This is a genomic window from Streptomyces sp. NPDC107538 (assembly GCF_055657445.1).
Window position 1 is genome coordinate 347207 of record NZ_JBVKAY010000006.1, and the last position, 17878, is coordinate 365084.

General features: G+C 72.3%; 14 protein-coding genes and 1 pseudogene. 7 read left to right on the forward strand and 8 right to left on the reverse strand.

Annotated elements, in window-relative coordinates:
* Positions 1–38 precede the first annotated feature (38 nt).
* A complete protein-coding gene (locus ACZ7MG_RS23255; RefSeq protein ID WP_471383047.1) occupies positions 39–914 on the reverse strand; it encodes a shikimate dehydrogenase in 876 nt (291 codons plus the stop codon).
* Between the two features lie 131 nt (positions 915–1045).
* On the opposite strand from ACZ7MG_RS23255, the gene ACZ7MG_RS23260 reads away from it, so the two are divergent.
* From ACZ7MG_RS23260 to ACZ7MG_RS23285, 6 genes are all read left to right on the forward strand, one after another.
* Complete coding sequence (locus ACZ7MG_RS23260; RefSeq protein WP_471383049.1) at positions 1046–1711, forward strand: TetR/AcrR family transcriptional regulator; 666 nt, start codon at positions 1046–1048, stop codon at positions 1709–1711.
* 288 nt (positions 1712–1999) lie between these two features.
* Positions 2000–3340 (forward strand): MFS transporter, encoded by a 1341-nt coding sequence (locus ACZ7MG_RS23265; RefSeq protein WP_471383050.1) that lies wholly within the window; start codon positions 2000–2002, stop codon positions 3338–3340.
* Positions 3341–3524: 184 nt separating this feature from the next.
* Positions 3525–4103 (forward strand): TetR/AcrR family transcriptional regulator, encoded by a 579-nt coding sequence (locus ACZ7MG_RS23270; RefSeq protein ID WP_471383051.1) that lies wholly within the window; start codon positions 3525–3527, stop codon positions 4101–4103.
* The gene (locus ACZ7MG_RS23275) at positions 4100–5563 is read left to right on the forward strand and encodes an MFS transporter (RefSeq protein WP_471383053.1); all 1464 of its coding nucleotides are present in this window, start codon (positions 4100–4102) and stop codon (positions 5561–5563) included. The genes ACZ7MG_RS23270 and ACZ7MG_RS23275 overlap by 4 nt, the downstream gene beginning before the upstream one ends.
* A 25-nt stretch (positions 5564–5588) precedes the next feature.
* Positions 5589–6812 carry a serine hydrolase domain-containing protein gene (locus ACZ7MG_RS23280; RefSeq protein ID WP_471383055.1) on the forward strand — a complete coding sequence of 408 codons (1224 nt, stop codon included), beginning with the start codon at positions 5589–5591 and terminating at the stop codon, positions 6810–6812.
* A gap of 204 nt (positions 6813–7016) precedes the next feature.
* The gene (locus ACZ7MG_RS23285) at positions 7017–8507 is read left to right on the forward strand and encodes a hypothetical protein (RefSeq protein ID WP_471383056.1); all 1491 of its coding nucleotides are present in this window, start codon (positions 7017–7019) and stop codon (positions 8505–8507) included.
* A gap of 272 nt (positions 8508–8779) precedes the next feature.
* Here ACZ7MG_RS23285 and ACZ7MG_RS23290 read toward each other — a convergent pair whose 3' ends face one another.
* From ACZ7MG_RS23290 to ribA, 4 genes are all read right to left on the reverse strand, one after another.
* The gene (locus tag ACZ7MG_RS23290) at positions 8780–9931 is read right to left on the reverse strand and encodes a saccharopine dehydrogenase family protein (protein ID WP_471383058.1); all 1152 of its coding nucleotides are present in this window, start codon (positions 9929–9931) and stop codon (positions 8780–8782) included.
* A 7-nt stretch (positions 9932–9938) separates the two neighbouring features.
* Positions 9939–10979: a saccharopine dehydrogenase gene (locus ACZ7MG_RS23295; protein ID WP_471383060.1), complete on the reverse strand. Its 1041-nt coding sequence runs from the start codon at positions 10977–10979 to the stop codon at positions 9939–9941.
* Positions 10976–12121, reverse strand: a complete 1146-nt coding sequence (locus ACZ7MG_RS23300; protein ID WP_471383061.1) for an NAD(P)/FAD-dependent oxidoreductase — start codon at positions 12119–12121, stop codon at positions 10976–10978. The genes ACZ7MG_RS23295 and ACZ7MG_RS23300 overlap by 4 nt, the downstream gene beginning before the upstream one ends.
* 217 nt (positions 12122–12338) lie before the next feature.
* A complete protein-coding gene (gene ribA / locus ACZ7MG_RS23305) occupies positions 12339–12998 on the reverse strand; it encodes a GTP cyclohydrolase II (protein ID WP_471383063.1) in 660 nt (219 codons plus the stop codon).
* A gap of 78 nt (positions 12999–13076) precedes the next feature.
* Here ribA and ACZ7MG_RS23310 point away from each other — a divergent pair, with 78 nt between their 5' ends.
* Positions 13077–13832: a creatininase family protein gene (locus ACZ7MG_RS23310; RefSeq protein WP_471383065.1), complete on the forward strand. Its 756-nt coding sequence runs from the start codon at positions 13077–13079 to the stop codon at positions 13830–13832.
* A 119-nt stretch (positions 13833–13951) separates the two neighbouring features.
* Here the strand turns inward: ACZ7MG_RS23310 and ACZ7MG_RS23315 are convergent.
* The 3 genes and pseudogenes from ACZ7MG_RS23315 to ACZ7MG_RS23325 form a co-directional block, all read right to left on the reverse strand.
* Positions 13952–15658, reverse strand: a pseudogene (locus ACZ7MG_RS23315) (lysylphosphatidylglycerol synthase transmembrane domain-containing protein); the annotation flags it as partial.
* On the reverse strand, positions 15655–16683 hold the full coding sequence (locus ACZ7MG_RS23320) for a methyltransferase domain-containing protein (RefSeq protein ID WP_471383066.1): 1029 nt from the start codon (positions 16681–16683) through the stop codon (positions 15655–15657). The pseudogene ACZ7MG_RS23315 and the gene ACZ7MG_RS23320, both read right to left, overlap by 4 nt.
* On the reverse strand, positions 16680–17864 hold the full coding sequence (locus tag ACZ7MG_RS23325) for a glycosyltransferase family 4 protein (protein ID WP_471383984.1): 1185 nt from the start codon (positions 17862–17864) through the stop codon (positions 16680–16682). The genes ACZ7MG_RS23320 and ACZ7MG_RS23325 overlap by 4 nt, the downstream gene beginning before the upstream one ends.
* Positions 17865–17878 lie beyond the last annotated feature (14 nt).

Sequence of the window (17878 nt, forward strand, 5' to 3'; positions counted from 1 at the left end):
AACCCGCAGCCGACCCACCTGACCGGCCATCGCGGCGCCTAGTTACGGGCCCCCGCGACCCCGGCCAACTCACCGATGTCCGCCAACATCCGCGAAGCGTCCGGCTCACGCCCGGTGAACAACCGAAACGCGTCCACGGCCTGGAACACAGCCATCCCTCCCCCGTCCAGCGTGGCGCAGCCAAGATCCCGCGCGACCCGCAACAACTCCGTCTCCAACGGCCGGTACACCACCTCCGCCACCCACAGCCCGGCATGCAGCAGCTCCGCGGCGAACGGCAGCCCCGGATGCGCCGCCATCCCGGTCGGCGTCGCGTGGACGACCCCGTCCGCCGCCCCCAGCAGCGCCGGCAGCGCGTCCGGTGTCGCCGCGGTGGCCCGGCCCGGACCGAAGTGGCGGTTGAGGGAGGTCGCGAGGTCGGTCGCCCGGTCGGGCATCGCGTCGACGACGGTGACATGCTCCGCGCCGAGGGTGAGCGTGGCATGGGCGACGGCCGCGCCCGCGCCCCCGGCCCCCAGCTGCACCACCCGCTCCAGCGGGGCGTCGGGCAGGCCGCGGGCGAAGGACGCGGCGAACCCGGTGACGTCCGTGTTGTGGCCGATGGCTCGGCCGTCCTCGAAGACGACCGTGTTGACCGCGCCGAGCGCGGCGGCCTGCGGGGCGAGCCCGTCGAGGTGCTCGATGACGAGCTGCTTGCACGGGTGGGTGATGTTCAGCCCGTCGAAGCCCAGGTCACGGGCGGCGCGCACGAGATCGCCGACCGCCTCGGGGCCGACGCCCAGCTCGTCGATGTCGATCAGGCGGTACAGATAGCGCAGGCCCTGCCGATCGGCCTCCCGCTCGTGCAGGGCGGGGCTGAGCGAGGGTCCGATTCCGGAGCCGATGAGACCGACGAGATACGCGTCCTTGGCCACGGGGTCCCTCCCGGGAGATTTAATGTACGAACTAGTACGTTAGTAATAGCAGCCGCGCCCCTCCCAAGGGAAGACCGCCGCCGCAGCTCCTAGAATCACGGGCACCGGCCGCACTCGCCCGAAGGAACCCGATGACCAGCGTCGAAGAACCGGCACGACCGAACGGGCGCATCCGTGACGCGGCCCGCACCAAGGCCGAGATCCTCGATGTCGCGACCAAGGAGTTCGCCCGCAGCGGGTTCGCCGGGGCCCGGGTCGACGAGATCGCCGCCCGGACCCGGACCACGAAGCGGATGATCTACTACTACTTCGGCGGCAAGGAGCAGCTGTTCACCGCCGTGCTGGAGCGGGCGTACTCCGTGATCCGGCAGCAGGAGCAGGACCTGGACGTCGAGCATCTGGACCCGGTCGCGGCCATCCGCCGGCTGGCCGAGGTGACGTTCGACCACCATGAGGCGCACCCCGACTTCATCCGCCTGGTGAGCATCGAGAACATCCACGAGGCCGAGCACATCGCCTCCTCCGAGATGCTCGCCACGATCGGTTCGCCCGCGCTGGACGTGATCCGCCGGATCCTGGAGTCGGGCCAGAAGTCGGGGCTGTTCACGGCCGACGTCGACGCCGTCGACCTGCACGCGATGATCAGCGCCTTCTGCTTCTTCCGGGTCGCCAACCGGCACACCTTCGGCGTTCTCTTCGGCCGCGACCTGATCGAGGCCGGCCGGCGCGAGCACTACCGCCAGATGCTCGGCGACATGGTGATCGCCTATCTGACGGCGGACCGCGCGGCGGACTGAGCCCTCCACCGCACAGACGCACGCTCCGCGACGAAATCCTTCGGCGGGATCAGCGGGATCGGCGGGACCTCTTGACACCTGGGAAACGTCGGCGCAACATCCGTAGCCAACCGCTATTAACTATCCAGTGCGTTAAATAAGCCGGGTAGCGCCCGGCGCGGCCGTCCCACCACCCCCAGGGATCGGCTCCTCCCCCACTGTGACCTGCCCCGCCCTGTCCCGCCCCGCCTTGCCTTCCTCCGCTTCACTCCCCTCTCATGGTGGAGATCCCCCGAAGGAGCACACGCCGTGTCCGTCCCCGCCGCACCTCCCGGCCAGCCCAAAAAGGCCGCCACGGCCGCCTGGATCGGCAGCGCCCTGGAGTACTACGACTTCTTCATCTACGGCAGCGCCGCCGCCCTGATCTTCCCGACGGTCTTCTTCGACGAGTCCGACCCGGCCACCGCGACCCTGCTGTCGCTGGCCACGTTCGGTGTCGCGTACGCGGCGCGACCGATCGGCGCGCTGTTCCTCGGGCACTACGGCGACCGCGTGGGCCGCAAGAAGATCATGGTCTTCACGCTGATCCTGATGGGCCTGTCGACGTTCCTGATCGGCTGCCTGCCCACCCGTGACCAGGTCGGCACCCTCGCCCCGGTCCTCCTGGTGCTCTGCCGTGTCCTGCAGGGCATATCGGCGGCCGGGGAGCAGGCGAGCGCCAACTCCATGACGCTGGAACACGCACCGTCGGAGCGGCGCGGCTTCTTCACCAGCTTCACCCTCAGCGGCACCCAGGGCGGGCAGCTGCTCGCCACCCTGGTCTTCATCCCGATCGCCGCGCTCCCCGAGGACCAGCTGCTGTCCTGGGGCTGGCGGGTCCCGTTCTGGATGAGCATCGCGGTCGCCGTCGTCGGCTACGTCATCCGCCGCACGCTGGACGAGACCCCGGCCTTCACCCAGCAGACCGAGTCCGAGGGCGTCGCCAAGCTGCCGCTGGCCATCCTGCTGCGCGAGCACTGGGCGGACGTGCTCCGGGTGATCGCGGGCGCGCTGGTCGCCTCGGTCTCCACGATCTTCACGGTGTGGGCGCTGGCGTACGGCACGAGCGAGTCGGTGGGCCTGTCCCGTTCCTCGATGCTGTGGGTGGGCGCGCTCGCCAACCTGGTCGCGCTCGGCGCGATCCCGCTGTGGGCCACGCTCTCCGACCGCATCGGCCGCCGCCCGGTGTTCCTGATCGGCGCGGCCGGCAGCGCGGTGATGATGTTCGTCTACCTGTGGGCGATCTCCACCGGCGCCTACCCGCTGGTCCTGATCCTCGGCATCGTCACCTTCGGTGTCGTCTACAGCGCCGCGAACGGCATCTGGCCCTCCTTCTACGGTGAGATGTTCTCCACCCGGGTCCGGCTGTCCGGTATGGCCATCGGCACCCAGATCGGCTTCGCCATCGCCGGTTTCGCCGTGACCTTCGCCGCGCAGATCGCCGGCCCGGACGGCGACGACTGGTTCGCCGTGGCCCTCTTCACCTCGGCCCTGTGCATCCCGCCGGTCCTCGCGGCGCTCACCGCCCGCGAGACCCATAAGATCCCCACCGAACTCCTCGGCACCCGCACCCCGCACGAGAAGAACGACCGGGAGCGCGTCTCGGCCTGAGTCGCGATTGTCGAGTCCCGCCCGAGTCCCCGGCCACCGGCGAGGTGGCCGGGGACTCGGGCGTGGCGGTCGTCCGGGCGGGCCCTGGACGGCCCCGGACGGCTCCGGACGGCCCCGCCAAGGAGCAGACCGGCGAGCCGACCACCAGTAGACACTGTCTACCGCCGTTTGGTAGACAGTGTCTATGGGTGAGCCGAACACGGGGCTGCGGTCCCGCCTCGTCGAAGTCGGGGTCGAGTTGGTGACGGCGGAAGGGGTGCAGGCGCTGTCGTTGCGGGAGATCGCGCGGCGGGCGGGGGTGTCGCACGGGGCGCCACGGCGGTACTTCCCCACGCATCTGGAGTTGCTGTCGGCGATCGCCCGCCGGGGCTTCGAGGAGCTGGCCGGCAGAGGGATGGCGGCCCTCGGGGACGGTACGGCGAGTCCGCGGGAGCAGATCGCGACGCTCGGGCGCGTGTATCTGGACTTCGCGCTCACCAACCGGGGCATGCACGAGCTGATGTTCCGTCATGATCTGTTGGAGAGCAACGAGTTGGGGCTGCGCGACGCCAGTCTGCCGATGTTCTCGCTGCTGGTGGACCTCGTGGGACGGGCCCGGCCCGACGCCGACGCCCCGCTCGTCGCGGGCGCGTTGCTGGCCAACCTCTACGGCATCGCCCAGCTGTGGACCTGGGGCAGCCTCCAACTCACCACGGGAGCCGCCGACTTCACGCCCCTGCTGCACACCGCACTGGACGCGCACCTGGGGAGCGAGGGCCGATGACGGCGTCCACGACGGCAGAGACCGGGGTGGACCGAGGCAGCCCGGTGTCCGCCGCACACCGCCGGCTCACCCTCGCCAACAGTGTGCTCGGCGCCGTGATCGTCGCCCTCGACGGAACGGTCCTGATGATCGCTCAGCCGTCCCTGCGGCGCGACCTCGACGCTTCCCTCACGGAGGTGCAGTGGACCAGCACCGGGTATCTCATCGCGGTGGCGGGGCTGTTGGTGTTCGCGGGGCGGCTGGGTGACCGGTTCGGACATCAACGTGTGTTCGCCTGGGGTGTGTTGGGGTTCGGGGCGGCATCCGCCGGGATCGGGTTCGCACCCGGCGTCGGCTGGGTGATCGGGTTGCGGGTCGTCCAGGGCGTCTTCGGGGCGCTGCTGCAGCCCGCCACGCTCGGGATGCTGCGGGCCGCGTTCCCGCCCGACCGGCTGGGGATGCCCATCGCACTGCGGACCAGCGCCATCGGTGTCGCGGTCGCCGCCGGTCCCCTGGTCGGCGGCGTCCTCGTCGCCCAGCTCGGCTGGCGGGCGGTGTTCTTCCTCAACGTCGTACCGGCGCTGGTCATGGGCGTCCTGGCGCTGGCGGTACGGACTCCGGGGGCGGGGCGCCCCCAGCGGGTCCGCGGCACCCGCCTCGATCTGCCCGGCGCCGCACTGCTCGCCGTGGCCCTCGCGGGTCTCGTCCACACGCTGGTCGGGGTGCCCGAGCACGGCTGGACGGCCACGGGGGCACTCGGTCTGCTGGTCGCCGCCGCCTCCGCCGTCGCCCTCGTCCGCCATGAACGCCGTACGCCCGACCCGCTGTTGCCGTCCGCCGTGCTGGGCTCGGCCACGGTCGGTGCGGCGCTCGGGGTGCTGGTGACCGCGTCGGCGGCCATGCTCGGCGCGCTGTTCGTGTGCAGCTTCGTCCTCCAGGACGTCCTCGGCATGAACCCCCTGCGCACCAGCCTCGTCGCGCTGCCCGGCGGCGTGATGATGGTGCTCGGGGCGCCACTGTCGGCCGTACTGCTGCGCCGGTGGGGCGCCCGGCCCACGGCCCTCACCGGAACGGTGCTGCTCACCGCCGGTGTGCTGGCACTGTCCGGGCTCGGCCCTGGGTCGTCGACCGTGCTGATCGGCGGCGGATTCCTGCTGCTGGGGGCCGGTTTCGGCGCGCTGATGGTCACCGCGACCGCCGTCGCCGTACGGCACGCTCCGCCGGAGGCGACCGGGGTGGCGGGCGGGCTGCAGCAGACCGCGATGAACGTCGGCCCGACGCTCGGGGTGGCGGCCGCGACCACGCTGATGCCGTTCGGCACCGGCCCCGCGCTGCTGCTCCTGGCCGGTGTGGCCGCGCTCGGTGCGCCTCTTGCCCTGCGAATGCCCCGACCCGCCCGCCCCGTGAGGGATGGAACGCGATCAGTACGGAACGATGAAGGAAAGAAGCGTGCGGGCGACGAGCGTGAACGCGAGCCGTGACCCGGGCCACCGGAGGAGAACCACCATGGAACGACTGCGCCGAGAGGCAGAGCCGCGTGAGGCCGGCCTCGACCCCAAGACCCTGGCCCGGCTGGACGCGTACCTGAAACTCCAGGTCGACGAGGGCCGGCTGCCCGGCTATCTGCTGTCCCTGGCCCGCGGCGGTCGCGTCGCCCACCTCACGACGTACGGACAGCGCGACCGCAAGGCACAACTCCCCGTCGAGACGGACACGTTGTGGCGCGTCTACTCCATGACCAAGCCCGTCACGTCGGTCGCCGCGCTGATACTGGTCGAGGAGGGGCGGCTGTCGCTCACGGACCCGGTCTCCCGCTACCTCCCGGAGTTCGCCGAGCCCCGTGTGTACGAGTCGGGCAAGGGCACCGACGTCCGGACCCGTCCGGCCGAGCAGCCGATCCTCGTCCGTCATCTGATGACCCACACCTCGGGACTGACCTTCGGTTTCTACTACGACCACCCCGTGGACGCGCTCTACCGCGACGCGGGTCTGGAGACCTCCGTCCGGCCGGGCGCCACCCTGGCGCAGACGTGCGCGGAGTACGCGAGCCTGCCGCTGCAGTTCGAGCCTGGCTCACAGTGGAACTACTCCGTCTCCACGGTCATCCTCGGCCGGATCATCGAGGTGGTGTCGGGGCAGGACCTCGACGTGTTCTTCGCCGAGCGGATCCTCGGGCCGCTGGGGATGACCGACGCAGGTTTCCAGGTCACCCCCGAACAGGCGGGACGGCTGGCCGAGTTGTACGGCGAGCAGGAGGACGGGTCGATCGCGCCCGTCCCCGGCCTCCCCGTCCGCGGCCGGCCGCGTTTCCTGTCCGGCAGTGGAGGCATGGTCGCCACGGCCCGGGACTACCACCGGTTCGCCGAGTTCCTGCGGCGGCGCGGTGAACTCGACGGGGTGCGGCTGCTGTCGCCCGAGTCCGTCGCCCTGATGGCCACGAGCCAGCTGCCGGGGGGTGCGGACATCGCTACGTACGGCAGTCCGGTCCACCGGCAGCCGGGCAATGTGGGCGTCGGGTTCGGGCTCGGGGTGTCCGTGGTGATCGACCCGGCCGCGACCGAATGCCCGTCCTCGCTGGGGACGTTCGGGTGGACCGGGGCCGCGACGACGATCTTCTGGGTGGATCCGGCGCGGGACCTGACCGTTCAGTTCATGACGCAGGTGCGGCGGCGGTCGTCGTTCTCGGTGTATCCGGAGTTGAAGCGGTTGGTTCATGAGGCCGTGATCTAACCGCGGGCCCGGTGGGGGCTTGTCACGCCCACGCGGCGGAGCCGCATGGCTCCCGCCCGGTCTGGGCAAATGCCGTGAAAGAGACACAGTCGCGGCATTTCTCCTGAACCTCCCGGTTCGCGCATCCCGTCGCATCGGACCCCGGCTCGCCGGTGCGCGTGCGCCCGCGGGAACTTCCGCCCCGGGCCCCGCGTCGTACCGGGCATGATCGAATCCACGGACGGCGAGGGCGTCGCCGACCCATCCGAGACCACCCCCGACCTGCAAACGCTGATCGGCGCCTGGCAGGACGTACAGGACGACGTCCGGGCGCACGGGAACCCGGAGTACGACGAGACCGTCCTCGACTGCGTACGGCGACTGGTCGCCGACCCCGGAGGGGACCGCGCCCCGCTGTGGGTGCTCGGCCTCGCGATGACGCTCTCGTACGCCGACCACGGGCCGGAGCGGGTGTCCGGCGCCGTGCACGACGCGCTCGACCGGGCGGACCGCGCGCTCAAGAGTCGCCCGTGCACACACGCCGAGCACCCGTACGAGGACGGCCTCGACGACCCGCCGCACTATCTGGAGGACGTCGCCCGCCCCCTGGCGCACGGTGACACGGACTTCTCCGCGATCGGCTGGACCGGCCAGCAGTGGGCCTGCCCGCGCAACATCGCAGGGCTCGCACGCGTGGGCATGGACCGGCTGCAGCCCGGCTCCGCCGCCGACGTGCCGGCGCGCCTCTCCGAGGACGCCCAGGACACCCTCGACAGCCTCAACTCCGTCCTGGAGGGATACGGGTTCGACGCCTACAACGAGATCGCCGACGCCGGTTCGGAACTCCGCTTCGTGACAAGTGACGGGGACCGGGCGGGCGGCGTGCTGGTCGCGACGGCGGCGTCCCGGTACGCGCTGTCCGGGATCGTGCGCGAGCGATGGGTCCTCGACTACCTGATCGAGACCTTGGAGGAGGTCCCCCTCGATGCCCTCGACCACCCCTGCGCGCACGGCGACGACGGGCACCCCGGGCTGCCCGGCTTCCTCGACGACGAACCGGACCGCCCCGCCATCGCCGACGACACCCTCACCCTCGGCGTGCACCTGGGCGACGACGGCGGCCGCGCCCTCCTGGAACAGGCCGGGATCGACCTCTCACTCTGGCTGTGCCCCCGGTCCACCGCCGCCACGGCCCGCAAAACCCTCGGCGAACTGCGCGAGGGCCGCGAGGAGTTGTTCGGACACCGGGAGACCGGGCACCTCGACACGGAGTTCCTGCGCGCCGACGGGACCCTCGCCATCGAGCCTTTCACCGCGCTGTTCGACGGGCGCGACGAGTCGGCCCGCGAGCTCCAGGGCATCTGGGCCGCCCGGCGGCACGCGCACGCCGCGGACGCCCGCGAGCGGACCGTACTCGTCCTGACCGCCGCCACGGCCCTGCGCATCACGCATCCCGGCCCGGCCATCGCCCTGGCCCGCGACATCCGGACTCTGCTGCGCACCGTCGCCGAGACCCCGCACTCCCACACCTGCGCCCATGACGACCACCCCGCCCTCGAACGGCTCGGCGGCGCGGTCCTACGACACCTCCACGCCCCGGAGACCGTCCCGGCGCCGCGCCCCGACGCGGAGGCGTTCGGCTGCCCGGCCCACCTGGCCGCACTCGCCGCAGCGGGCGTACGCGACGTGGACGGATGGTGTGGCGAGGAGGACTAGGGCGTTCTCCTGGATCACCGTGCGGCCCAGAGGAAGATGCCTGCGATCAGGAGTCCGGCCTGGTGGATGGTGGCGGTCTTGTCAAAGCGGGTGGCGGTGCCGCGTCACAACCGCCGGGCGAACCCTCGGCCGACCGCGTTGCCGCGGCACTCGCAGTGCCGCCATGACCTGTGAACACCCGCTGCCAGGTGCGCAACGGCTCGATCCGCGCCCACTGCACGTCGGTCAAGCCCACACTCGAACCGACGATCAGATGATCCGAGAGCCATGACCTAGTCGATGCGCGCCGTGAACTCCACACCGGCCTCCGCCAGTTCGGTCAGCCACGTCTCCGACCGCTCCCCCGTCTCCGCCGCCCTGATCAGGCCCGTCGGCAGGGAACCGTCCAGGATGTGTCCGATCGCCAGGGCGAGGGGGCGGGAGACCAGGCGGGCCATGGCGCTCTCCTCCTTCGTGCCGGTGGTGTCGAGGAGGTAGCGGCCGGACCAGTGGTCGCCCGCGTCGGTGTGGACGTCGAGGGAGACGGCGAGGACGACGCGGTCCAGGTCGGAGTCGGTCGTCGGGTGGCGGGCCGCCAGTTCGCCCGCCAGTTCGGCGATGCGCCGGTCGTCGCCCTGGTCCAGCTCCGCGAAGACCGGGGCCCAGGCGGTGAGCCAGCCGTCCAGGCGGAGGGTGCCGCGGACGAACGTCAGCGGTTTCCAGGCCGGTGGGAGACCGTACTGGGTGACGAAGGGGACGCTGTCGCGGTTGGGGTAGGCCTCGAAGGTCTCGCCGTCGATGACATGGGGGCGGGTCGCGGTCCAGGGGCGGTCGGCCGTCGTTTCCGCGCCGTCCTCGATGTAACGGGCCGGTGAGCGCAGGGCGTTGAGCACACCCGCCGGGGCCCAGCTGAAGCGGTACCGGAAGTCGTTGGGGACGGCCGGGACACCGCCGCAGTACGAGGTGAGGTTGTACGAGGCGGGGGTCTCCGGGCCGACCGCCTCGGTCGCCCTCGCGATCAGGCTGTGGGCGAAGAGGTGGTCGATGCCCGGGTCGAGGCCCGCCTCGGTGAGGACGGTGAGCCCCGCCGCCGTGGCCGCCGGTACCTGCTCCAGGATCGCGTCGGAGACATAGCTGGAGCAGGCGAAGTGGGCCCGTGCCCCGACACAGGCGGCGAGCAGCGGGCCGTGTTCCGGGGCCGGAAGCATCGAGACCACGATGTCTCCGGGGGCCAGCTCGGCCACCAGCGCCGCCGGCGTGTACGCGCGGGGCTCGGCGCGGCCCGCCAGCCCCAGCGCGGCCAGGGCCTGTTCGGCGCGCTCCTCGGTGCGGTGCCACAGCCGTACCCGGGCGGCGGTGTCGCACAGTGCCGCCAGGCCGCTGCCCGTGGAGAGGCCGGCGCCGACCCAGTGGACGGTGCCGCTCGCGGGGACCACCTCGGTCATCGGGCAACTACCTTTCTGTGAGGCCCAGTTCGCCGCTGACCTGACGGAACCGGTCCAGGCAGCGGCCCCAGGCCCCGCCCGTCTCGAAGTCCAGCAGCTGCGGCAGCAGGGCGGCCGAGAAGTCGGTGCTCGCCTCGCGGGGCAGCAGGGAGGGCAGGTTGTCGATGGCGATGAGGTCGAGCGGGGGGTGTTCGCGCAGCCGCCGTACGGGGTGGTCCCACTCGGTCGTCGTGTCGTAGACGGGGAGGACGTTCATGGGTGAGCCGACGTCGACCGTGACGTCGGAGAGCGTCCTGAGCCGGCGGTCCGGGCCGTCGAGGTCCTTGTCGGTCAGGAACGGCGGGACCGGGCTGGTCGTGAGGACCGTGTTGACCATCAAGTCATGGGCCAGCAGGGCGGGTCGGTCGAGGTCACGGGTCTCGGGCAGGTCCCAGCAGGTCGGTTCGACACCCGCCTCGCCGAGCGCCGTGCGCGCACCCCGGCCGCTGCGGCCCAGGGCGCCGACGACCAGTGCGGTCAAGTCACCGGTGGAGGCGCGGAGTTCGGCCTCCATCTCCTCCTTGGTGGTGGGGACGAGCGGGGCCCGCAGGACGCCCCGGTGGTGGAGGACGGCGAGGGCCGCGCCCAGATAGCCCGCCCAGAACCCGAACGCGGCGAGCCTGCGGCCCTGGTCGTCCACCAGGTACTCCAGGTCGAGCAGCGCCCCGCCCCCGGCGGCGAACCGCCGCAACAGGGCCTCGGCGCCGGGCTGCCCCTTGTAGGCGTGCCCGAAGAAGACATGACGGTGCGTCAATTCAGCAGGGGCGTCCGGGAGTTCCTTCAGGCCTACGATCACCGCCCGTGCCGACGCCGAGACCCAGGACCCGGGGTCGGCGACCTGGCAGCCGGCCTCCTCGTACTCCGCCACGGGGAAGATCCGCTGCGCGGAGTCCTCGACGGTGATCCGTACGCCGCTCTCGACGAGCCGGTGGGCGTCGGACGGCACGATCGGGGTGCGGCGTTCGGTGGTGCGGGTCTCGTGGCGGAGCCACAAGTGGAGATCGGTCATACGAGGTTGGCCTCCGGGCGCAGCGCGTCGGCCGTGAACCGGTCGACGTTCAAGGGGCTGATGTCGACGAAGGGTACGCGGCCCAGATACAGGTCGCGGACCACCTCGCCGACCGCCGGGCCCTGGAGGAACCCGTGGCCGGAGAACCCGGTCGCGTACAGGAAGCGGGAGCAGGAACCGGCTTCGCCGATCAGGGCGTTGTGGTCCGGTGTGATCTCGTACAGGCCCGCCCAGCCGCCCGTGCGGCGCAGGTCGAGCAGGCCGGGCGCGCGGCGCTCCATGGCCTCGTACAGGCGGGGGATCCAGCGGTCGTGGGTGTCGGTGGCGAAGCCGGGCCGTTCGTCGGGGTCGGACATGCCGACGAGCAGGCAGGGGCCTTCGGTGTGGAAGTAGAGGCTGCTGGTGAAGTCGATCGTCATGGGGAGGTCGGGCGGCAGGCCGGGGACCGGTTCGGTGACGGCGATCTGGCGGCGCAGGGGCTCCACCGGGAGGTCGACGCCGACCATGGCGCCCACGGACCGGGACCAGGCGCCGGCCGCGCACACGACCGTGTCGGTGACGATCCGGCCCTTGCTGGTGACCACGGCCGTGATCGTGTCCCGCCAGGTCTCGATGCCGAGGACCTCGCAGTTGCGCAGCACGGTGGCCCCGTGGCGGCGGGCCCCGGCGGCATAGCCGTGGACGACCGACTCCGGGGTGCAGTGCCCGTCGTCGGGCGAGAACGCGGCGGCGAGCAGGCCGTCGGTGGAGATCAGCGGGGAGAGCCGCTGTGCCTCGGCGGGGTCGACCATACGGCTGGGCACGCCCAGGTCGTTCTGGAGCCGCACGCCGGCCTCGAACTGGGCGACCTCGTCGGGGGTCGTCAGGAGGAAGAGATAGCCGACCCGGTGGAGTCCGATGTCATGGCCCAGCTCCTGCCGGAAGCGGCCGAACGCCTCCAGGCTGCGGGCGCCGAGCTGGATGTTGAGTTCGTCGGAGAACTGCGCGCGGACCCCGCCGGCGGCCTTGGCGGTCGATCCGGAGGCCAGTTCGTCGCGTTCGACGAGGACGACGTCGTCCACTCCGGCGGCGGCCAGGTGGTAGGCGATGCTCGTCCCGATGACCCCTCCGCCGATGACGACGACCCGTGCGCTGCGGATCACGAACGCTCCCTTCGTCCGACGTGGTCGGCTTGCCCGACGGAGTCAGGTCTTCCACCACAGGCGAACGTTCATGCGGGGCGTCCGCGTACTTGCCCGAAGCCCGAAGGGCCGGGGGAAGAGGAGGAGCGGGGTCGAGGAAGCCCGGGCGGGCACGGCGGCCGGTGGTCACCGGCAAGGGCCGGATCGTCTCCGGTCGGCCGCCGCGCGGACCCCGGCCTCAGGACGAGTGGACCACCGCGTCCAGGTGCGGCAGGTAGTGGTCGAGCCGCTCACGCTTGGTGCGCAGGTACGTGATGTTGTCCTCGCAGGGCGTGATCAGCAGCGGTACCTGCTCGGCGACGTCGATGCCGTGGCGCAGCAGCGCCTCCCGCTTGCGCGGGTTGTTCGACATCAGCCGGACCGAGCGGACGCCGAGGTCGTGCAGCATCTCGGCCGCCACCCGGTAGTCGCGGGCGTCGACCGGCAGTCCGAGGGCGAGGTTCGCCTCGACGGTGTCCAGGCCCTCCGCCTGGAGCTTCATCGCCTGGAGCTTGGCGAGCAGCCCGATACCGCGTCCCTCGTGGCCGCGGAGGTAGACGAGAATGCCGCGGCCCTCGGCGACTATCGCCCGCAGCGCGCTGTCGAGCTGTTCACCGCATTCGCAGTGCTGGGAGCCGAACGCGTCACCGGTCAGGCACTCCGAGTGCAGCCGGATGAGAATTCCCGCACCGTCGCTGATGTCGCCGTACACCAACGCCACTTGTTCCTCGCCGCGGTCCTGGTCGAGATAACCTACGGCCTCGAAGTCGCCGTAGGTCGTGGGCAGGGGGGCGTTCACGACGCGTACGGCACCGGAGGACTGGGCATTCGTGCCGAGTACACCAACATTTTCTGTCATGATCTGGTTCCTATCTGGTGAGTCCTGACGTCATGCGAAAATGACGGAGCATCAGCAGAGACGAAAGGCCGTGAAAAGATGAGCAGTTCGAGTCTTGTACGGACGCTGGTACCGACGGACACCACCGCGGACGTCCGCGAGCGAGGGGCACGGGCCGGCCGGCAGGTCGCGGTGCTTCCGGTCGGCAGCTACGAGCAGCACGGCCCGTATCTGCCGCTGGCCACCGACACGCTGGTCGCCTGCGCGATAGCCGGGGAGATAGCCGCCGCGTACCCGGTGCACCTGCTGCCGCCCGTGACCGTCGCCTGCTCGCACGAGCACGCGGCCTGGCCGGGCACCGTCAGCATCTCGGCGACGACGCTGCACGCGGTGGTGAGCGATATCGCCGCGTCCCTGCGCCGGTCGGGCGTCGAGGCGCTCGTGGTGGTGAACGGACATGGCGGCAATTATGTGCTGGGAAACGTCGTCCAGGAATCCACCGCGGCGGGACATCGAATGGCGCTCTTCCCGGCGATGGAGGACTGGAACGCCGCGTGCGAACGTGCGGGCGTACAGACCTCGTTGCTCAGTGATATGCATGCGGGAGAAATAGAGACCTCCATACTTCTGCATTGCCATCCCGAATTGGTCCGGCCCGGTCACGAGACCACCGATTTCCTTGCCGACGACCGCCGTCATCTCCTCTCCCTCGGTATGTCGGCCTACACCGATTCCGGTGTCATCGGCCGTCCGTCCCTGGCGTCCGCCGCGAAGGGGAAGGAGTTGCTGGCAGGGTTCGTGGATTCCTTCGGGGCGTACTTCTCGTTGGTCACCTCGGACACCTGGGGCGGCTGACGGCGGGCCCGCAGGGAGCCGTACCAGCGTCCGACGAGGACGAGTGCTCCGGGCAGGGCCGCCGCGAAGCTGAGCACACCGTAGACGACGGCCACGGTCAGGCCCTGGGATGCGCCCAGGCCCGCGGCGCCGAACGACCAGGCGGTGACGCCCTCCCGGGGGCCCCAGCCGCCGACGTTGAGCGGCAGGCTCATGGCGATCAGGGCCAGCAGGGCGAGGGGCAGCAGTTGCGGCGCGGTCGCGGTGGAGCCGGCGACGCGGGCGGCGAGCAGGAACGTCGCCACGTATCCGGCGAGCACCGCCACCGAGGAGAGCAGGACGGCGGGGCCGCTGTCGCGGTTCAGCAGGACGCCGCGCGCCTCGGTGAGCGCGGCGCGGACCTGGCTGTCCTTGCCCTTGGCCGCGCTCGGCCTGCGGCCCATGCGGACCGCCGCCCAGATCGCCACGGCGCCCAGCGCGGCGAGCGTGGTGATGCCCGCGACGTGCCGGGTCTGCTCCAGCACCGGGGACGGCAGGACCAGCAGGACCGTTACGCCCACGAGGGCCAGCACCAACTGGCCCGCGGTGCGCTCGATCACCACCGCGCGCACACCCCGGCCCATGTCGCCGGAGCTCTGGCCGTGGCGCACCGCGCGGTGCACATCGCCGAGGACGCCGCCGGGGAGGGCCGCGTTGAGAAAGAGCGCGCGGTAGTAGTCGGCGACGGCCGGGCCGAGCGGCAGCCGGAGGCCGAGCGCCCGGGTCACCGCGCACCAGCGCCACGCGCTGAACACCGTGGTCAGCACGCCGATCCCGACCGCCGCCGCGAGCGTCCCACCGTCGATCCGCCGCAGCCCGTCCACGAACACGCCGGTCCCCATCCGCCAGAACACGACAACGAGGATGGCGGTCCCGGCGAGGGTGCCGAAGTGGGTACGCAGGGCGCGGGTGAACCGGGAACGGGGGCGCCGCGACTCGACGCCGCCGCGCGGAGAGTCGGCGCCACCGCGCGGTGACTTGGCGCCGCCGCGCGGAGAGTTGGCGTGGGCTTCGGAAGACGTCGCCTGTGCTTCGGAAGACGTGGCGTGGCCTTCGGAAGACGTGGCGTGGGCCTCGGAGGACATGGCGTGGGCCTCGACGGAGTTCGCGTCGGCCGCAGGGGACTTCGCGTCCGGTGCCGTACGGGTCACAGCCGGGGAGCCGGCCGGGGCCGCGGGCAGAACACCGCTCGGGGCTGCCTGGGAGGAGACCGCACCGGCCCCGTCCCGGCTCCGGCCACCGACCGGGTCGCCCGCCACGACCGCCGGGCCCGCCCAAGGCCCCCCGGCGGACACCGAGTCGCCGGATACCGCCTCCGAGCCCGGGTCGCCGACCGACATGGCCGACGCCCCGCCCAAACCCGCTTCCATCGCCGACGCGGCACTGCCGTCCGACCCGATCGAGTCGGGAGCGATGTCCGAGGTGCCGATCGACTCCACGGCCGTGGTGCGGGCCGACGCGATCGACGCCGCGTCCAAGGCCGGGACCGCGGTCGCCGACGACGCCGTACGGCCGTGCTGAGCGGACGGGTCGGAAGCGACCTCCGCGGCCGTGCCCCGGACCGGTGCGGCCGGGGGCGTCGAGACCCGGCCCCGGTCGGAACCCGGGCCGGGTGAGCGCGGGTCCGGGGCCGTCGCGGTGGGTGGGAGTTCGCGCGAGGGCCTGGCGGGGGCGAGGGCGCGGACCCTTGCCCGTGCACCCGGTGTGCCCGCCTTCACGCGGGCGCGGACGCCGCGTGGGCGTACGCGTACGGGGTCCGGTGTCGTCGGCGGGTGGGCCTCGACCGTCTCCTCCACCGGCGCTGTCATGAGGCTCCGCCCGTCGGCCGGGGCAGGGCGAGGACGTCGCTGTGGTGGACGACGACGCGGAGTTCACCGGCCGCGTTGGCGGCCAGCCGGTCGCGGAGGTACGCGTCGGCGCGCTCGGCGAGCTCGGGGCGCTGCTCGACGGCCGCACCGACCCAGCCGCGCAGCCACTCCTCGGTGAGGGCGGTGTGCCGGGTGTCGAGCTGCCAGGGGCTCGGGTGGACCCGGACCGTCGCGCCCTGCTGGGCGAACGCCTCGCAGGCCGTGGTGATCGCGTCCGGCCCGAGCAGTTCGCTCGCGCGCTGGTGCGCGTTGAACGCCTCGGCGATCTCGGCGTCCATGGGGTGGGCGGGGACGAGATCCACCCGGCCCACGACCGACAGCGTCAGCAGCGCGGGCACCCCGGCGCCCGCACAGGCCGCCGCGAGCGCCTCGATCTCCTCGCGGGTGAGCACGTCGAGCAGCGCGGACGCGGTGACCAGGGAGGCCCCGGCCAGGTCGTCCGCCGTCAGCCTCCCGATGTCGCCGCGCCGCGTGGTGACCGTGACGGGGCTGCCGTCGGCGGCGGCACGGGGCGCGCGCGCGACGGCCAGCCGCAGCAGGTTCGGGTCCTGGTCGTGCAGCACCCAGCGCTGGGCACCGTCCAGCCGGGGCGCGAGCCAGCGCCCCATCGAACCGGTGCCGCAGCCCAGATCGTGGACGACCAGCCCGGTGGCCCGGCCGGGCAGATTCGCGAGGCGGATGCGCAGCGGGTCCAGCAGATCCGCCGCACGCGCGTCGGCGTCGGCGCTCTCGCGCAACTCCAGCCAGCGCGGCGCGTACTGATGCCCCTCGGGCGCCGGCGTGTCACCACCGCGCCCGGCCATGCTGAGCACCCCACCGGCGACGGACCCGGCGAGCGCCTCGGCAGGGGCCCCGCCGACCGCGGAACCGCCCGGCCCGGCCGCCGCGGACGTACCCGCCGAGGCGTTCGGGCCCGTGGACAGGGGCCCGCCCGCGGACATGGTCATATCGGCAGAAGTGGTCATGCGGCCCTCCGAGGTTCGTGCCGCAGCCGGCCCAGGACATGGGCGAGGCTGCGGGCCGTGGTCGCCCACCCGTCCAGCGCGGCCCGGCGCCCGCGCGCCGCCGCCTTCAGCCGACGCCGTACGTCGGCCTCCCCGAACCAGCCGCGCAGCTCCGCCGCGATGGCCGCGGGGTTCTCCGGCGGGACGAGGATGCCGGGGACCCCGCCGTCGGGGGCTCGGCCGACGGCCTCGGGGAGACCGCCGACGTCCGTGGCCAGGACGGGGATGCCGCGCGCGAGGGCCTCGGTGACCGCCATGCCGTACGTCTCGGCGTAGGAGGTGAGGACCATGAGGTCGGCGGCGGCGTAGCTGGCGTCGAGTTCGGCGCCCGCCTGCGGTCCGGCGAGGTGGAAACGGTCCTCCAGGCCGAACTTCGCGATCAGCGTGCGGATGTGCTCGACGTACTCGGTGTCCTGGTCGAGGCCGCCGACCAGCACACAGCTCCAGCGCAGTTCGGTGACGGTCGCGAGGGCCTCCACCAGTCGGTGCTGGCCCTTGCGCGGGGTGACCGCGGCCACGCACAGCAGCCGGGAGACGCCGTCGGTGCCGGAGGCGAGGGGCGCGATGTCGGCGCCGGGAGCGGCGACATGGACCCGCTCGGGGGCGAGCCCGTGGTGGGACACGAGTCTGCGGACCGCCCAGTCGCTGGTCGCGATCACGGCGGACACGCCCCGCAGGGTGGTCCGCTCCTTGGCGTCGAGTTCGGCGGCGAGTTCCGGCTCCAGGCCCGTCTCGTCGCCGAGCGGCAGATGCACCAGCACGGCCAGGCAGAGCCGTTCGGCCTCGGGAAGGATGATCTCGGGGACGCCGCAGGCGACCAGACCGTCGAGCAGGACGACCGTGCCGTCGGGGAGTTCCCGCAGCGTACGGGCGAGTTCGGCGCGGGCCGTCTCGTCCGGGCGCGGCCAACTGCCGCCGATCGCGTGCTTGTGCACCTGCCAGCCGAAGCCGGGCAGGTCGAGGCAGATCCGACGGTCGTAGGCGTTGCCGCCGCTGGGCCGGGCCAGGTCGTCCACGCCCCCGGGCATCACGAAGTGCATCGAACGCAGCGACATGGGGACGATCGCCGCGTTCTTCAGCGCCGCGTTCTGCACGGGCACATAGCCGAGCCGCGCTTGCTCTCCCCTGTCCGCGAGCCGCATCTGGTCTCCCCCGT

What these genes read in the sequence shown, in the direction of transcription:
- ACZ7MG_RS23295 (WP_471383060.1), bottom strand. Translation starts at nt 10,979, where the DNA reads ATGACCGATCTCCACTTGTGGCTCCGCCACGAGACCCGCACCACCGAA.
- ACZ7MG_RS23290 (WP_471383058.1), bottom strand. Translation starts at nt 9,931, where the DNA reads ATGACCGAGGTGGTCCCCGCGAGCGGCACCGTCCACTGGGTCGGCGCC.
- ACZ7MG_RS23285 (WP_471383056.1), top strand. Translation starts at nt 7,017, where the DNA reads ATGATCGAATCCACGGACGGCGAGGGCGTCGCCGACCCATCCGAGACC.
- ribA (WP_471383063.1), bottom strand. Translation starts at nt 12,998, where the DNA reads ATGACAGAAAATGTTGGTGTACTCGGCACGAATGCCCAGTCCTCCGGT.
- ACZ7MG_RS23320 (WP_471383066.1), bottom strand. Translation starts at nt 16,683, where the DNA reads ATGACCACTTCTGCCGATATGACCATGTCCGCGGGCGGGCCCCTGTCC.
- ACZ7MG_RS23280 (WP_471383055.1), top strand. Translation starts at nt 5,589, where the DNA reads ATGGAACGACTGCGCCGAGAGGCAGAGCCGCGTGAGGCCGGCCTCGAC.
- ACZ7MG_RS23310 (WP_471383065.1), top strand. Translation starts at nt 13,077, where the DNA reads ATGAGCAGTTCGAGTCTTGTACGGACGCTGGTACCGACGGACACCACC.
- ACZ7MG_RS23325 (WP_471383984.1), bottom strand. Translation starts at nt 17,864, where the DNA reads ATGCGGCTCGCGGACAGGGGAGAGCAAGCGCGGCTCGGCTATGTGCCC.
- ACZ7MG_RS23260 (WP_471383049.1), top strand. Translation starts at nt 1,046, where the DNA reads ATGACCAGCGTCGAAGAACCGGCACGACCGAACGGGCGCATCCGTGAC.
- ACZ7MG_RS23275 (WP_471383053.1), top strand. Translation starts at nt 4,100, where the DNA reads ATGACGGCGTCCACGACGGCAGAGACCGGGGTGGACCGAGGCAGCCCG.
- ACZ7MG_RS23270 (WP_471383051.1), top strand. Translation starts at nt 3,525, where the DNA reads ATGGGTGAGCCGAACACGGGGCTGCGGTCCCGCCTCGTCGAAGTCGGG.